General features: G+C 54.1%; 14 protein-coding genes and 1 other annotated feature. Of the genes, 13 read left to right on the forward strand and 1 reads right to left on the reverse strand.

Translation table 11 applies throughout. The features are described from left to right. Positions 1-124 precede the first annotated feature (124 nt). The 9 genes from hisL (at position 125) to hisIE (ending at position 7,409) form a co-directional block, all read left to right on the forward strand. On the forward strand, positions 125-172 hold the full coding sequence (hisL, locus tag ACJ8HN_RS09855; RefSeq protein WP_100396937.1) for a his operon leader peptide: 48 nt from the start codon (positions 125-127) through the stop codon (positions 170-172). Further along, positions 148-274 (forward strand) — a sequence feature (His leader region). (Overlaps the previous gene by 25 nt.) A gap of 69 nt (positions 275-343) precedes the next feature. Beyond that, positions 344-1,243 carry an ATP phosphoribosyltransferase gene (gene hisG, locus ACJ8HN_RS09860; protein WP_049234311.1) on the forward strand — a complete coding sequence of 300 codons (900 nt, stop codon included), beginning with the start codon at positions 344-346 and terminating at the stop codon, positions 1,241-1,243. A gap of 4 nt (positions 1,244-1,247) precedes the next feature. Beyond that, entirely contained in the window at positions 1,248-2,555 is a 1,308-nt protein-coding gene (hisD, locus tag ACJ8HN_RS09865) for a histidinol dehydrogenase (RefSeq protein ID WP_039566788.1), read from the forward strand. Next, positions 2,552-3,640, forward strand: coding sequence for a histidinol-phosphate transaminase (gene hisC / locus ACJ8HN_RS09870; protein ID WP_103772471.1), 1,089 nt, complete (start codon positions 2,552-2,554; stop codon positions 3,638-3,640). The genes hisD and hisC overlap by 4 nt, the downstream gene beginning before the upstream one ends. Then, positions 3,637-4,704: a bifunctional histidinol-phosphatase/imidazoleglycerol-phosphate dehydratase HisB gene (hisB, locus tag ACJ8HN_RS09875; protein ID WP_033637767.1), complete on the forward strand. Its 1,068-nt coding sequence runs from the start codon at positions 3,637-3,639 to the stop codon at positions 4,702-4,704. Before hisC ends, hisB begins: the two co-directional genes overlap by 4 nt. Further along, a complete protein-coding gene (hisH, locus tag ACJ8HN_RS09880; protein WP_033637766.1) occupies positions 4,704-5,294 on the forward strand; it encodes an imidazole glycerol phosphate synthase subunit HisH in 591 nt (196 codons plus the stop codon). Before hisB ends, hisH begins: the two co-directional genes overlap by 1 nt. A gap of 5 nt (positions 5,295-5,299) precedes the next feature. Beyond that, entirely contained in the window at positions 5,300-6,037 is a 738-nt protein-coding gene (gene hisA, locus ACJ8HN_RS09885) for a 1-(5-phosphoribosyl)-5-[(5-phosphoribosylamino)methylideneamino]imidazole-4-carboxamide isomerase (RefSeq protein ID WP_442523340.1), read from the forward strand. Continuing rightward, positions 6,019-6,795: an imidazole glycerol phosphate synthase subunit HisF gene (gene hisF, locus ACJ8HN_RS09890; RefSeq protein WP_442523341.1), complete on the forward strand. Its 777-nt coding sequence runs from the start codon at positions 6,019-6,021 to the stop codon at positions 6,793-6,795. Before hisA ends, hisF begins: the two co-directional genes overlap by 19 nt. Next, entirely contained in the window at positions 6,789-7,409 is a 621-nt protein-coding gene (hisIE, locus tag ACJ8HN_RS09895) for a bifunctional phosphoribosyl-AMP cyclohydrolase/phosphoribosyl-ATP diphosphatase HisIE (RefSeq protein WP_103772473.1), read from the forward strand. Before hisF ends, hisIE begins: the two co-directional genes overlap by 7 nt. 74 nt (positions 7,410-7,483) lie before the next feature. Here the strand turns inward: hisIE and gndA are convergent, their stop codons facing one another. Continuing rightward, positions 7,484-8,890 carry an NADP-dependent phosphogluconate dehydrogenase gene (gene gndA, locus ACJ8HN_RS09900; protein ID WP_004938815.1) on the reverse strand — a complete coding sequence of 469 codons (1,407 nt, stop codon included), beginning with the start codon at positions 8,888-8,890 and terminating at the stop codon, positions 7,484-7,486. 1,027 nt (positions 8,891-9,917) lie between these two features. Here gndA and ACJ8HN_RS09905 point away from each other — a divergent pair. Genes ACJ8HN_RS09905 through ACJ8HN_RS09920 form a run of 4 tightly spaced genes read left to right on the forward strand, consistent with a single transcriptional unit; the run spans position 9,918 to position 15,857 of the window. Then, positions 9,918-10,745, forward strand: coding sequence for an ABC transporter permease (locus tag ACJ8HN_RS09905; protein ID WP_033654608.1), 828 nt, complete (start codon positions 9,918-9,920; stop codon positions 10,743-10,745). Then, positions 10,735-12,057 (forward strand): ABC transporter ATP-binding protein, encoded by a 1,323-nt coding sequence (locus tag ACJ8HN_RS09910; protein WP_060421577.1) that lies wholly within the window; start codon positions 10,735-10,737, stop codon positions 12,055-12,057. Before ACJ8HN_RS09905 ends, ACJ8HN_RS09910 begins: the two co-directional genes overlap by 11 nt. Next, a complete protein-coding gene (locus ACJ8HN_RS09915) occupies positions 12,050-14,818 on the forward strand; it encodes a glycosyltransferase (RefSeq protein ID WP_442523343.1) in 2,769 nt (922 codons plus the stop codon). Before ACJ8HN_RS09910 ends, ACJ8HN_RS09915 begins: the two co-directional genes overlap by 8 nt. Next, positions 14,808-15,857, forward strand: a complete 1,050-nt coding sequence (locus ACJ8HN_RS09920) for a glycosyltransferase family 4 protein (protein WP_072265229.1) — start codon at positions 14,808-14,810, stop codon at positions 15,855-15,857. The genes ACJ8HN_RS09915 and ACJ8HN_RS09920 overlap by 11 nt, the downstream gene beginning before the upstream one ends. Positions 15,858-15,891 lie beyond the last annotated feature (34 nt).

The raw sequence follows: 15,891 nt of genomic DNA on the forward strand, positions 1-15,891 counted from the left end.
AATAACCTAACCTGTTTCAATAAATTAAATTTATGACGTTAAAAAAGGGTTGCGCGGTGGACAGCGGATAGTTTAGCTTAATCGGCATACGGTTTTTACCGGCTTTTGATTAGAGAAAAACACCATGACACGCGTTCAGTTCAACCACCATCATCACCATCACCCTGACTAGTCTTTCAGGCGATGTGTGCTGGAAGACGGTTTGTTAATCTTCCAGTGGCGCGCAGAACGCAAGAGAGAGCCCTCGGAAGATTTCTTCCGAGGGTTTTTTTTTGGCTTCGGACAGACAGAAAGAATATTTTTACAACAAATTCATAAAATTACAGATTAAACAGAGGTTACCATGCTGGACAAGACACGTTTACGGATCGCAATGCAGAAGTCGGGCCGCCTGAGCGAGGAATCCCAGGAACTGCTGGCGCGCTGCGGCATCAAGATCAACCTGCAGCAGCAGCGTCTGATCGCCTTCGCGGAAAACATGCCGATCGATATCCTGCGCGTGCGCGATGACGACATTCCGGGCCTGGTGATGGACGGCGTGGTCGATCTGGGCATCATCGGCGAAAACGTGCTGGAAGAAGAGCTGCTCAGCCGCCGCGCTCAGGGCGAAGACCCGCGTTACTTCACCCTGCGCCGCCTCGATTTCGGCGGCTGCCGCCTGTCGCTGGCCACCCCGCTCGACGCCGAATATACCGGCCCGCAAAACCTGCAGGACGCCCGCATCGCCACCTCTTACCCGCACCTGCTGAAGCAATACCTCGACAAGCAGGGCGTGCGCTTTAAATCTTGCCTGCTGAACGGCTCGGTGGAAGTGGCGCCGCGCGCCGGCCTGGCCGACGCCATCTGCGATCTGGTCTCTACCGGCGCCACGCTGGAGGCCAACGGCCTGCGCGAAGTGGAAGTGATCTACCGCTCCAAGGCCTGCCTGATCCAGCGCGACGGCGAAATGCCGGAAGCCAAACAGCAGCTGATCGACCGCCTGATGACCCGCATTCAGGGCGTGATCCAGGCGCGCGAATCCAAATACATCATGCTGCACGCGCCGAGCGAGAAGCTGGACGAGATCGTCGCGCTGCTGCCGGGCGCCGAACGCCCGACCATTCTGCCGCTGGCCGGCGCGCAGAACCGCGTGGCGATGCACATGGTGAGCAGCGAAACCCTGTTCTGGGAAACCATGGAAAAACTGAAAGCGCTCGGCGCCAGCTCGATTCTGGTGCTGCCGATTGAAAAGATGATGGAGTAACGCCATGTCGACCTTCAACACGCCGATCGACTGGGCAACGTGCAGCGCCGAACGCCAGGCCGAGCTGCTGATGCGCCCGGCAATCGCCGCTTCCGACAGCATCACCCGCACGGTGAGCGAGATCCTCGACAACGTGAAGGCCAACGGCGATCGGGCGCTGCGCGACTATAGCGCCCGCTTCGACAAGGCGGAAGTCGCCGCGCTGCGCGTCAGCGCCGAGCAGATCGCCGCCGCCTGCGCGCGACTGGGCGATGACATCAAACAGGCGATGGCGGTGGCCGTCGCCAACGTGGACACCTTCCACAACGCGCAGCGACTGCCGCCGGTGGACGTCGAAACGCAGCCGGGCGTGCGCTGCCAGCAGGTGACCCGCCCAATCGACTCGGTGGGCCTGTATATTCCCGGCGGGTCGGCGCCGCTGTTCTCCACCGTGCTGATGCTGGCGACGCCGGCGCGCATCGCCGGCTGCCGCCGGGTGGTGCTGTGCTCGCCGCCGCCGATCGCCGATGAGATCCTGTATGCGGCGCAGCTGTGCGGCGTGCAGGAAGTGTTTCAGGTCGGGGGCGCACAGGCGATCGCCGCCCTGGCGTTCGGCACCGAAAGCGTGCCGCGCGTGGCGAAAATCTTCGGGCCGGGCAACGCCTTCGTGACCGAAGCCAAGCGGCAGGTCAGCCAGCGCCTCGACGGCGCGGCCATTGACATGCCGGCCGGGCCTTCGGAGGTGCTGGTGATCGCCGATGCCGGCGCCACCCCGGCATTCGTCGCTTCCGATCTGCTGTCGCAGGCCGAACACGGCCCGGATTCGCAGGTGATCCTGCTGACGCCGGACGCGGCGATGGCGCAGGCGGTGGCCGAAGCGGTGGAAAGCCAGCTGGCCGAGCTGCCGCGCGCCGAGACCGCCCGCCAGGCGCTGGCGAGCAGCCGCCTGATCGTGGCGCGCGATCTGCCAGAGTGCGTGGCCATCAGCAACCGCTACGGCCCGGAGCACCTGATCATTCAGACCCGCAATGCGCGCGAGCTGGTGGACGGCATCACCAGCGCCGGCTCAGTGTTCCTCGGCGACTGGTCGCCGGAGTCCGCCGGCGATTACGCCTCCGGCACCAACCACGTGCTGCCGACCTACGGCTACACCGCCACCTGCTCCAGCCTGGGGCTGGCCGATTTTCAAAAACGCATGACGGTGCAGGAGCTGACGCCGCAGGGCTTCAGCAACCTGGCCGCCACCATCGAGACGCTGGCCGCCGCCGAGCAGCTGATCGCCCACAAGAACGCCGTGACCCTGCGCGTCGCCGCCCTGAAGGAGCAAGCATGAGCATCGAAAAACTGGCGCGCGCCAACGTTCGCGAGCTGACCCCTTATCAATCGGCGCGCCGCCTCGGCGGTAAGGGCGACGTGTGGCTGAACGCCAACGAATACCCGATCGCGCCCGAGTTCCAGCTGACCGCGCAAACCTTCAACCGCTATCCGGAGTGCCAGCCGGCGCAGGTAATCGAACGCTACGCCGCCTACGCCGGGGTGAAGAAAGAGCAGGTGCTGGTCAGCCGCGGCGCCGATGAAGGCATCGAACTGCTGATCCGCGCCTTCTGCGAGCCGGGCAAAGACGCCATTCTGTTCTGCCCGCCGACCTACGGCATGTACGCCGTCAGCGCCGAAACTTTCGGCGTGGAGCGCCGCACCGTGGCCGCCAAAGAGGACTGGCAGCTGGATCTGCCGGCCATCGCAGACAGCATGGACAACGTGAAGCTGATCTACGTCTGCAGCCCGAACAACCCGACCGGCAACCTGATCGATCCGGACTCGCTGCGCAGCCTGCTGGAGCTGGCCAAAGGCAAGGCGATCGTCGCGGTGGACGAAGCCTATATCGAGTTTTGCCCGCAGGCCTCGGTGGCCGGGTGGCTGAGCGACTATCCGCACCTGGCTATCCTGCGCACGCTGTCGAAGGCCTTTGCGCTGGCCGGCCTGCGCTGCGGCTTTACGCTCGCCAACGAAGATCTGATCGCCCTGCTACTGAAGGTGATCGCGCCTTACCCGCTCTCGACGCCGGTGGCGGATATCGCCGCGCAGGCGCTGAGCGAAGAAGGTATCCGCACCATGCGTCAGCGCGTCACCGACATAGCCGCCACCCGCAGCTGGCTGCAGCAACAGCTGGAAAAATGCGCCTGCGTCGAGCAGGTTTTCGCCAGCGACAGCAATTACCTGCTGGCCCGCTTCACCGCCTCAAGTAATGTGTTTAAAAGCTTGTGGGATCAGGGCATTATCTTACGAGACCAAAACAAACAGCCCGGGTTGTCCGGCTGCCTGCGCATCACCATAGGCACCCGCGACGAATGTCAACGCGTGGTGGACGCCTTGTCCGCCCTGCCCGGCGCCAACCAGACTCGCCAGGAGCCAATGTGAGCCAAAAAATCCTCTTTATCGATCGTGACGGCACGCTGATCGCCGAGCCACCGGAAGATTTCCAGGTTGACCGCCTGGACAAGCTGGCGCTCGAGCCGGACGTGATCCCTTCCCTGCTGGCACTGCAACAGGCGGGGTATCAGCTGGTGATGATCACCAATCAGGATGGGCTCGGCACCGCCAGTTTCCCGCAGGAAACCTTCGATCCGCCGCACAACCTGATGATGCAGATCCTCAGCTCGCAGGGCATTCAGTTCGCCGATGTGCTGATCTGCCCGCACCTGCCGGCGGACAACTGCGACTGCCGCAAACCGAAAACCGCGCTGGTGAAGGGCTACCTCGAACCCGGCGTGCTGAATGCCGCCCACAGCTACGTGATCGGCGATCGGCCGACCGACGTGCAGCTGGCGGAAAACATGGGCATCCAGGGGCTGCGCTACCAGCGCGGCGTGCTGGGCTGGAAAGAGATCGTGCGCCAGCTGACCCTGCGCGACCGCCACGCGCGGGTTAACCGCGTGACCAAAGAGACGCAGATCGACGTCAACGTCTGGCTGGATCGCGAAGGCGGCAGCAAGATCAAAACCGGCGTCGGCTTCTTCGATCACATGCTGGATCAGATCGCCACCCACGGCGGCTTCCGCATGGAGATCGACGTCAAAGGCGATCTGTATATCGACGATCACCACACGGTGGAAGACACCGGTCTGGCGCTGGGTGAAGCGCTGAACAAGGCGCTTGGCGACAAGCGCGGCATCGCCCGCTTCGGCTTCGTGCTGCCGATGGACGAGTGCCTGGCGCGCTGCGCGCTGGATATTTCCGGCCGCCCGCACCTGGAGTACAAGGCCGAGTTCAACTATCAGCGCGTCGGCGATCTCAGCACCGAAATGGTCGAGCACTTCTTCCGTTCGCTCTCTTACACCATGGGCTGCACGCTGCACCTGAAGACCAAGGGCAAAAACGACCACCACCGGGTCGAGAGCCTGTTCAAAGTGTTTGGCCGCACGCTGCGCCAGGCGATCCGCGTTGAGGGCAATACCCTGCCGAGCTCGAAAGGAGTGCTGTGATGAACGTGGTGATTTTGGATACCGGCTGCGCCAACCTGGCCTCCGTCACCTACGCGGTGCGGCGCCTGGGTTACCAGCCGGAGGTGAGCCGCGATCCGGAGATCGTGCTGCGCGCCGACAAGCTGTTCCTGCCGGGCGTCGGCACCGCGCAGGCGGCGATGGATCAACTGCGCGAACGGGATCTGATCGAGCTGATCAAGGCCTGTACGCAGCCAGTGCTGGGCATCTGCCTCGGCATGCAGCTGCTGGCGGCCAGCAGCGAAGAGAACGGCGGCGTGACGACACTCGGCCTCATCGATACGCCGGTGAAGCAGATGACCGACTTCGGCCTGCCGCTGCCGCACATGGGCTGGAACCAGGTGTCCGCACAGGCGGGCCACCATCTGTTCCGCGGCATCGATGACGGCGCCTACTTCTATTTCGTTCACAGCTATGCGATGCCGATATGCCCCAGCACCATCGCCCAGGCGAACTACGGCGAGCCCTTCACCGCCGCCGTGCAAAAAGACAACTTCTTCGGCGTGCAGTTTCATCCAGAACGTTCTGGAGCGGCCGGCGCACAACTGTTGAAAAACTTTCTGGAGATGTAGGCAGCATGATTATTCCGGCTTTGGATTTGATCGACGGCAAGGTGGTGCGTTTGCATCAGGGCGATTACGGCCAACAGCGCGACTACGGCAACGATCCGCTGTTACGCCTGCAGTACTATCAACAACAGGGCGCGCAGGTGCTGCACCTGGTCGATCTGACCGGCGCCAAGGATCCGGCGGCGCGCCAGATCCCGCTGCTGCGCAAGCTGCTGGCGGGGGTTGACGTGCCGGTGCAGGTCGGCGGCGGCATCCGCAACGAGCAGGACGTCAGCGCCCTGCTGGAGGCCGGCGCCACGCGCGTGGTGATCGGCTCCACCGCGGTGAAACAGCCGCAGTTGGTGCAGAGCTGGTTCGAGCGCTACGGCGCCGACGCGCTGGTGCTGGCGCTGGACGTGCGCATCGACGCGCAGGGCGTGAAACGCGTGGCCATCAGCGGCTGGCAGGAGGATTCCGACGCCACGCTGGAACAGGTGGTGGAGCAGTTCCTGCCCTACGGGCTCAAGCACGTGCTGTGCACCGACATTTCGCGCGATGGTACGCTGGCCGGTTCCAACGTGGCGCTGTATCAGGCGATCAGCCGCCGTTATCCGCAGGTGGCCTTCCAAGCCTCAGGCGGCATCGGTAATCTGGACGACATCGCCCAGCTGCGCGGCAGCGGCGTTGCCGGCGTGATCGTGGGGCGCGCCCTGCTGGAAGGTAAATTTAGCGTTGAGGAGGCGATCGCATGCTGGCAAAACGGATAATCCCGTGCCTGGATGTTAAAGACGGGCAAGTGGTGAAAGGCGTGCAGTTCCGCAACCACGAAATCATCGGCGACATCGTGCCGCTGGCGCAGCGCTATGCGCAGGAAGGCGCGGACGAGCTGGTGTTTTACGATATCACCGCCTCGAGCGATGGCCGGGTGGTGGACAAAAGCTGGGTATCGCGCGTGGCGGAGGTGATTGATATTCCGTTCTGCGTCGCCGGCGGCATTAAAAGCGCCGAGGACGCCAGCCAGATCCTGTCTTTCGGCGCCGACAAGATTTCGATCAACTCGCCGGCGCTGGCCGATCCCGAGCTGATTAGCTGCCTGGCGGAACGCTTCGGCGTGCAGTGCATCGTCGTGGGCATCGACACCTGGTTCGACAGTGAAACCGGCAAGTATCACGTCAACCAATATACCGGCGACGAGAGCCGCACCCGCATCACCCAGTGGGAAACCCTCGACTGGGTACAGGAAGTGCAGCGCCGCGGCGCCGGTGAGATCGTGCTGAACATGATGAACCAGGACGGCGTGCGCAACGGTTACGATCTGCAGCAGCTGCGCCGGGTGCGCGAGGCCTGCAAGGTGCCACTGATCGCCTCGGGCGGCGCGGGCACCATGGAGCACTTCCTGGAAGCGTTCCGCGATGCGGACGTCGACGGCGCGCTGGCGGCGTCGGTGTTCCACAAACAAATCATCAATATCGGCGAGCTGAAAAGGTTCCTGGTTGAACAAGGCGTGGAGATTCGCGTGTGCTGACAGAACAACAGAACAACCAGTTGGACTGGGAAAAAACCGACGGCCTGATGCCGGCCATCGTGCAGCACGCCGTTTCCGGCGAAGTGCTGATGCTGGGTTACATGACGCCGGAAGCGCTGACAGCCACCGAGCAGAGCGGCAACGTCACCTTCTTCTCGCGCACCAAGCAGCGCCTGTGGACCAAGGGTGAAAGCTCCGGCCACTTCCTCAAGGTGGTCAGCATCACGCCGGACTGCGATAACGACACGCTGCTGGTATTGGCCAACCCGATCGGCCCGACCTGCCACCTCGGCAACAGCAGTTGCTTCCACCCGGCCGCCAGCGACTGGACGTTCCTCTATCAGCTGGAGCAGCTGTTGGCGGAGCGCAAGCACGCCAGCCCGAACAGCTCGTACACCGCCAGCCTGTATGCCAGCGGCACCAAGCGCATTGCGCAGAAGGTCGGGGAGGAAGGCGTGGAAACCGCGCTGGCCGCCACGGTCAACGATCGCGAAGAGCTGACCAACGAGGCCTCGGATCTGATCTATCACCTGCTGGTGCTGCTGCAGGACCAGGATCTGGACCTGAGCGCGGTGATCGGCCGGCTGCGCGAACGGCATCAGAAAAAAGCGTGACGCTAACTCGCGCCCAATAAAAAAGCCGCCGGGCGTTAACCTCGGCGGCTTTTTTTATCGCTCAACGGGCGGGCTTATTCCATCCATTCGGTATGGAACACGCCTTCCTTGTCGATGCGTTTATAGGTGTGCGCACCGAAGTAGTCGCGCTGCGCCTGGATCAGGTTCGCCGGCAGCACCGCGGAGCGGTAGCTGTCGTAGTAGGCGATCGCAGCGGAGAAGGTCGGCGTAGGAATACCGTTCTGCACGGCATAGGCCACCACGTCACGCAGCGCCTGCTGGTACTCGTCGGCGATTTGCTTGAAGTATGGCGCCAGCAGCAGGTTGGCGATATCGGCATCCGCCGCGTAAGCGTCGGTGATCTTCTGCAGGAACTGGGCGCGGATGATGCAGCCGGCGCGGAAGATCTTGGCGATTTCGCCGTAGTGCAGATCCCAGTTGTTTTCTTTAGACGCGGCTTTCAGCTGAGAGAAGCCCTGCGCGTAGGATACGATCTTGCCCAGATACAGCGCGCGACGCACTTTCTCGATGAACTCGGCTTTGTCGCCGGTGAACGGCGCCACTTTCGGGCCGGTCAGCACTTTAGACGCGGCAACGCGCTGGTCTTTCAGCGAGGACAGGTAGCGCGCAAACACCGACTCGGTGATCAGCGACAGCGGTTCGCCCAGATCCAGCGAGCTCTGGCTGGTCCACTTGCCGGTGCCTTTGTTGGCGGCTTCGTCCAGGATCACATCGACCAGGTATTTACCCTCTTCGTCTTTCTTGGTGAAGATGTCTTTGGTGATGTCGATCAGGTAGCTGTTCAGTTCGCCCTTGTTCCACTCGGCGAAGGTTTCGGCCAGTTGCTCGTTGCTCAGGTTCAGCGCCTGCTTCAGCAGAGAATAGGCTTCGGCAATCAGCTGCATGTCGCCGTATTCGATGCCGTTGTGCACCATCTTCACATAGTGGCCGGCACCGTCTGCGCCGATGTAGGTCACGCAAGGCTCGCCTTCCGCAACCGCAGCGATTTTCTCCAGGATCGGCGCCACCAGCTCGTAAGCTTCTTTCTGGCCGCCAGGCATGATGGAAGGCCCTTTCAGCGCGCCCTCTTCACCGCCGGAAACGCCGGTACCGATGAAGTTGAAGCCCTGGTCGGACAGTTCGCGGTTACGACGGATGGTGTCCTGATAGTAGGTGTTGCCGCCGTCGATCAGGATATCGCCCTTGTCCAGGTGCGGAGTCAGCGAGGCAATGGTTTTATCCGTTGCTTCGCCCGCTTTCACCATCAGCAGGATGCGGCGCGGTTTTTCCAGCGATTCGACAAACTCTTCAACGGTATAATACGGCGCCAGATTCTTGCCCGGGTTCTCAGCGATCACTTCGTCAGTTTTGTCGCCAGAACGGTTGAAAATGGAAACGGTGTAACCACGGCTCTCGATGTTCAGCGCGAGGTTGCGGCCCATTACCGCCATGCCGACAACGCCGATTTGTTGCTTGGACATTTAGGAACTCCTGTCTGAGATAATTACTACATTGTAATCAAATGGTTATACAACATAGTAGGGTTGCATTGCTTTATTGTACATGATTATTCCTAAGCATGTACCTATCGCAGCCATAACAATCTTTACAAAATCACGCACAGTTGGCGGTTTTATATACGCCCTGAGCGCATTGTTACATTACCGGTAACATTGCGGAAAAGAAAAGGTTCGGATGTGCGGTTTGCCGCACTCGTGTCAACGGCCAAAAATCAACCAGAACATGTGGTTCAAGATGAGGATATCGCATTGGCAAACCTGCTCCACACCTTCGAAAGAAGTCATCCCATTACGCACCACGCTTGCATTCTGGTCTGTAATCCTACAATTCCTAGCAATTGCACATATCTCATTTGAATATGTCATCACTGGTTACTAGGAACAGACTGAAACCCTGAAAATCCAGAGGCATTACAAGTGATTTAGTGGTAGGATATTAAAGGTTTTCTAGCCTATTTATGCTGAAAATAGTTTCAGCATATGAATGAAAACTAACACGCGCCCCCCTCTATTGGTTCTCGCTTACCAAGGGCGGTAGCGTGCTTTTTTAGACTAAACACGCTTGCGCAGAGCAACGCCCTGCCTAAAAATCAGGCAATCTGTACGCGAAAAACTCAGTGTTCACTTCCGCTTCATCAAGAAATGTGATGTTTTTTGCTGAAGTGAAGGCATCGAAAAATAAAAGAAAATCTCATGTATCATTGATGTGTTCCGCGACATTACCGTAGGACCGAAACGCGTTTGACAATAGCCAGTGGTAATGCGATGCGGGTGCGCACGGACAAAACAGATTATGTTCACGATATGAAAATCTCCGAGAGAAAATTTTGACGTATTTTCCATGGAATGCTCGCGGAACAGTGTGTTTAGCCCTATAGCTATTTTCTCATCCTCCGCCATATCAATAACGCATCCGTTACACATGATTATGTTACGCAGAAAGTTAAACCATAAAGTCAAAAAAGTTAATCAATAGCCTAGGTGTTAAATGAATATTTTCTCTATTCTTGTTAAGACTTTTTATCGGTGTCTTCATACACTTACCACCAATAAGAATCTTGTTATTTCACTTTCAAAACGGGATATCGGCAGTAAATACAAAGGGTCATTCATCGGGCTTCTTTGGTCGTTTATTAATCCAGTATTGATGATGGTGATTTATACCTTCGTTTTCAGCGTCGTATTTAAAATTCGCTGGAGCGCAGGGGTAGACTCCAAAGGAGAATTTGCGTTAGCACTATTTATTGGTTTGATTTTTTTCGGGCTTTTTTCTGAATGCATTAACCGCGCTCCCTCATTAATTGTTAATAACGTTAACTATGTTAAGAAAGTTGTTTTCCCAGTTGAAACGCTGCCGCTCGTGTCTTTGCTGACCGCGCTGTTTCAAATGGTGATAAATTTGATCGTCTGGTCGTTATTTTATGTGGCAATTGTAGGACTTCCTACCTGGCACATCCTGTGGTTACCAGTGATCATTGCGCCATTCCTCATGATGGTCCTGGGCGTATCCTGGTTCCTTTCATCTCTAGGTGTTTACTTAAAGGACATCGCCCAAGTCGTTGGCGTGCTCACCATGATTTTGATGTACCTCTCGCCGATATTCTATCCGATATCCATGCTGCCTGACGCCTATCATATCTTCATGCAACTCAGCCCGTTGACTTACGTGATTGAGCAGGCAAGAGATTGCATGATGCTGGGTAAAAATATCGCCTGGGGCAGTTGGGGCGTTTATACCCTCACCTCTTTCGTCATCATGCTGCTAGGTTATGGTTGGTTTATGTTCACGCGTAAAGGGTTTGCCGATGTCATCTGAATTCGCAATTTCAGTCAAAAATATTTCGAAACGATTTGAAATGTACGCAAACCCGAAGCATCGCTTATATCAGATGCTCTCGTTTGGTCACCGTACGTTTTTCAAAGAGTTCTGGGCATTAAACGGCGTTACCTTTGACGTTAAGCGCGGTGAAACACTCGGTATTTTGGGGCGTAACGGCGAAGGGAAAAGCACCTTGTTGCAGATTATCGCCGGTACGCTGACAGCAACCTCAGGGAGCGTCGAAGTCAATGGCAAACTGGCTGCGCTCCTGGAACTCGGCGCCGGTTTCAACCCTGAGTTTACCGGCCGTGAAAACGTTTATCTGAGCGGCATAATTCTTGGCATGACGCGCAGTGAAATGGATCAGAAGTTCCCTGAGATCGAAGCCTTTGCCGACATCGGCGAACATATCGACCAACCGGTCAAAACCTACTCCAGCGGAATGTATGTACGTTTGGCTTTTGCCGTTCAGGCTTGCATAAAACCTGAAGTACTCATCGTTGACGAAGCACTGTCGGTCGGTGATGAGAAATTCCAACGCAAATGCTTCGACTATATCGAATCCCTGCGCGCGCAGGGATGTTCGATCATCCTAGTGACACATTCAACATCGACCGTAGAGAAGTTTTGCCAGCGCGCTATTTTATTGCGTAAAGGTCGGGTTGAAGCCATCGGTAGCGCTAAGGAAATCATCGATCAATACCATGCCCTGCTTTATTCGGACGAAAAGACCTACCTTCGTTATCTGAATAACATCGCTAAAAACACCAATAAATCAGCCGACGCGCCGGTAAAAGAAAGCCAGGACGCCGTCGCTGCCCATGAGGGCTCAATCGCGGAACAAGCCGAAAGCGACCTGACAAGCGGAGCACTGATTGAAAGTTGGATCATCAAAGATATCCACAATCAGCCATGCGATCTTTTCCGCGTAGGCGAAAAGGCTGTTATCAGCTTTGATATTAGCGTGTTTGGACCAATAGCAGAACTGCAAGCCGGTTTAGTCATCAAGACCGTTGAAGGCATCACGGTATTTGGCACCAGCACTTTATACCATAAAAAGAATATACATGATGCTAAGGGCGGCGATATTCTTAGGGCAACGTTTGAACTTGACCTGGCTCTGTGCGAAGGCAGCTATTTTGTTTCATTAGCTATCGCCAACGCCATCAGCCACGCTGATATGTCCTACCTTGATAAGAAAACTGACGTGATCGTTCTTAAGGTCATAGAGCCCCGTACAACTATGTCAGGTATTGCTGCCTTGCCTGTTTCGTTATCACTCGAAAAGTGGTCAGGAGAACATGAATAAATCAATACTTATCATAACTCAGTATTACTCTATCGGCGGGTTAGAGACCTATATAGACACCCAGGTAAAGGATCTGGTTGCCCACGGTTATCAGGTACATCTTATGTCTGCCGCTGTAGCAGACTCGACATTATTGCCCGAAGAACTGAGCTCATATCATGAAAATTCCGATTTGAATATAGGCTCAATCAGCCAGCTCATTCAGGCGATCGACACGATACGTCAAGTAATCAAAGAAAAGGATATTGATCTCGTTCATGTTCACCCCTTTGATTGCATTTTCCCCGCAGTGATTGCTGCAGATTGTGAGAAAATCCCCTCGCTATTGACGCTGCATGGACCACTGTCGCTGCAACATTTCACCAAGAACATTTATAATCAAACGCTGGCCATCTACTTTCTAAAGACACTGCAAACAATATTCTGCGTGTCTCAAGAAATAGCAGACCAACTGGCGGAAATTATCGACCATCCGTCGGTCATGATCGTCCCTAATCTGATCGATAATAACCAAATTCACAACACAGAGATAGAGTGCCCTGAGAATAAAAGCTGGCTGATCGCCAGCAGATTAGATAGTGACAAATCCGATGGTATTATAAGCTTCATCGATTTCGCAAGCCGCTGCGAATCCATAAGCGGCTTAGATATTTATGGGGACGGTGATAATGCACACCTAATTAGAACTTATGTAAGTGATAACGGTTACAATGAGTGGGTTCATTTTAAAGGTATCGTGAGCGATATTCCCGCAGTGATGAAAAACTATGCTGGGTTCGCAGGCATGGGACGTGGCGTACTTGAGGCGGGTTTTAGTCAGCTTCCTATCTGCCTGGTAGGATATGACGGCATCAAAGGAATACTTGATGACGAACTCTTTAAGCAAGCCGCCTATTGTAATTTTTCAGGCAGGAACTTGAGCAATGTCGATGAAGAACAACTCATAGCTGCATTTTCCAGCGCTCGTCCTCTTTCTCCATCACTGCTCAACCAATATCAAAGTGAAGGTCGATGGAGCCAAATTTTCGAAGGTTTCACGGCTCCTGATAAAGAAAGATATGACAACAGCGATTCTTTAAGCCTTTACCAAAATTTAGCAGAACCCCCTGAGTTGCAGCACGACGAAAATTATTTATACGCTAACGAATTTATTACCGCTATTTTCAAAACGGTAGCAAATCGTTTATTAGAAAGCCGCGCTATAATAACCATGCACGATGAATGTTTAACCGAGAACGTCGGAATGAAAAATAAACTCGATAAGGAAATGGGGGATTTTCAAAGTAGTACGATCATCCCTCCGAGTGCCGAGCAGTCTGTGATGGCAAAATTAAGTGAACTAGAGCAGCAAAATCAATCGTTGCAACAAGACGTTAAATCTCTGGTTCAACTATTGACCTCTATGGCGGAACAGCAAAACCAGCATATGCAAACTCAAGCACAAGCCTTGGGGGCAACCTCACTGCAAAAGCTCAGATATTGGTTCCAGCTCACCAGCCAGTCTGTCACCAGACCAGACAAACGTTATGAATTAGCTAAAACCCTTTACTGGAAGCTTCCCGAGCCTCTAAGAGTGAAGCTACACTCACAACGTCATCGCTACGTGCAAAAATATTTCCAGTATCGCTGCAATGCCGCTGCAACTGAAATTACAGCGTCGGAAAACTTGCCGACATGGCTCTTAGAGGTGAACAACGCGGAAAAAATCATCTTTATTCCTTGTAGCTTTGAATTTGACGAACTGGTCAACCAACGTCCGATTAATGCGGCAAAATATTTTGCTGAAAAAGGGTATAAGGTTATTTTCATCGCCTGGCAATGGACACCGCAGGAGCCCCTGTCGAAAGGTTGCTCTCAGGTGTGGCAAAACGTTTACCAAGTGCCTTTGTATGAATTCGTCAACTTTACCAAACAATGCAAATTGAATGGTAAAACGGCGCTATTCATCATTACTCTGCCAGCACAGGTATTTATACCAGCCATCTACGATTTCAGAGCGCAAGGCTGTCACATTGCTTACGATATCATGGATGAGTGGGAGTGCTTCAATCAAGTGGGTCAAGCACCTTGGTATCTGCGAGAAGCGGAAGAAACTATCATATTACAAAGTGATTATGTATGTGGCGTTGCTCCATCACTGCGCGATAAATTCTCCTCGCTCCGAAGTGATATTGAGGTTATTGGCAACGGTTACTCAGAGAACGTATTGGGCGATACACGAAATATCGCGCAGAGCACCTCAAATAAAGTGGGTTACTTCGGCCACCTTACGGATTCCTGGTTTGACTGGGATATCATTTTTAAACTAGCCGAACATAACCCTCAGTATCATTTTGAAATTATTGGTTATGGCGAGCCCGAATGGGTTGTCGAAAAAGTGAAGCACTTTACCAATATCATGCTAGTTGGTAAAGTGATGCCGAAAGATCTCCATCGATATGTTAAAGAATGGTCGATCGGGTTAATCCCCTTCAAAAGTGGTGAGCTTGCCCAAGCGGTAGATCCTATTAAAATATATGAGTACCTTTATTTTGGTTTGCCAACGTTGGTAACAGGTATCGAACATATTAAACGCTATCCGATGACTTATTTTTCCGACGGAAGTGATATCCTTGAGTTGTTTAATAAAACATTAAATTGCGAGCGAAATTCATCCGAACTTGAAACATTCCTGAAAGAAACAACCTGGGCAGCCAGGTTCAAAAAAATGGAGTCAGACATTTTGAGTCAAAATGGAATCGGAGAACTTTATGCTTCGTAAAATAGCATTTATCTACCCTTGGGCAACCCACGGGGGTGTTGAAAAGGTCATGCTTACTCGTGCAAAACTGCTAAATGACACGGGGATTTATCAGATTGACGTTCTCTTTACTCACGACTCTGGTGCAGCTAAAGCGATTAATTCCGCTCTGTCTGATTGTAAAAACGTCAATGTAAAAATAGTCAGCCTGAATTATCTGCAGGAGCAGAATTACCACTATATATTCTGTATCGATTTTCCTGCCGCACTTGAATTTTGCCATACTAAAAAACTCAAATACTTTGCAGAATGCCATACGCCTTATAAGGATAACAGAGCCTATCTGAGCAATATCCCGGAAAGTTGTTCGGCAATACTTTGTCCTTCAAACCTGTTCATGGAACAACTTGAGCCTGAGTTGAAGAAAGTGCCCTGTCAACTATCACTGCTGCGCAATTTTGTTCCTTGGGATCATGTATCTCATGATGCAGATAGTATTCCAACGTTACCGCGTTGGTCGAGAAGGCCTATCCTATTTTTGGGACGTATGGATAAGTTAAAAAATCCACTCGAACTATTAGATGCATTTGTTTCACTGAAAGCGCGCCATCCTGAAAAATATATGCTTCTTCTGTGCGGCCCACAATCCTCTGAGATCGACATCAATACCGAGTTAGCAAGCCGAGGCCTGATTGGCGATGCCGTTGTCTTGCCGCCAGTGCCATTTTTAAAAGTTGATAAGCTTCTCATCGCAGTCTCCAAAGCAAATGGCATATTTATTTCGCCATCAACAGGGGAGTCCTTTGGGCTATCAGCTTCAGAAGCCATTTGTTCCGATATACCTGTCGTTTTATCCGATATCGAAGCACACCGGTATTTAGTGGCCCCCCGTGAGAAAGAGTTCACCTATCCTCTGCATGGTGCACGTCAATTGTCAGAAAAAATAGAGTTTATTTCTGAAAACTATGCAAATTCCAAAGTATCACTGTCCGAACTTAAAGATAAGTTTTCAGCTCATGCCTTTATGAGCGATTGGGATGAATTGCTACGTAGACACTAATTTCGACCATCCTATGCTGACTTTGCTTTCAGAA

The organism is Serratia sp. CY29653 (genome assembly GCF_052169255.1).
Taxonomy (GTDB): domain Bacteria; phylum Pseudomonadota; class Gammaproteobacteria; order Enterobacterales; family Enterobacteriaceae; genus Serratia; species Serratia sarumanii.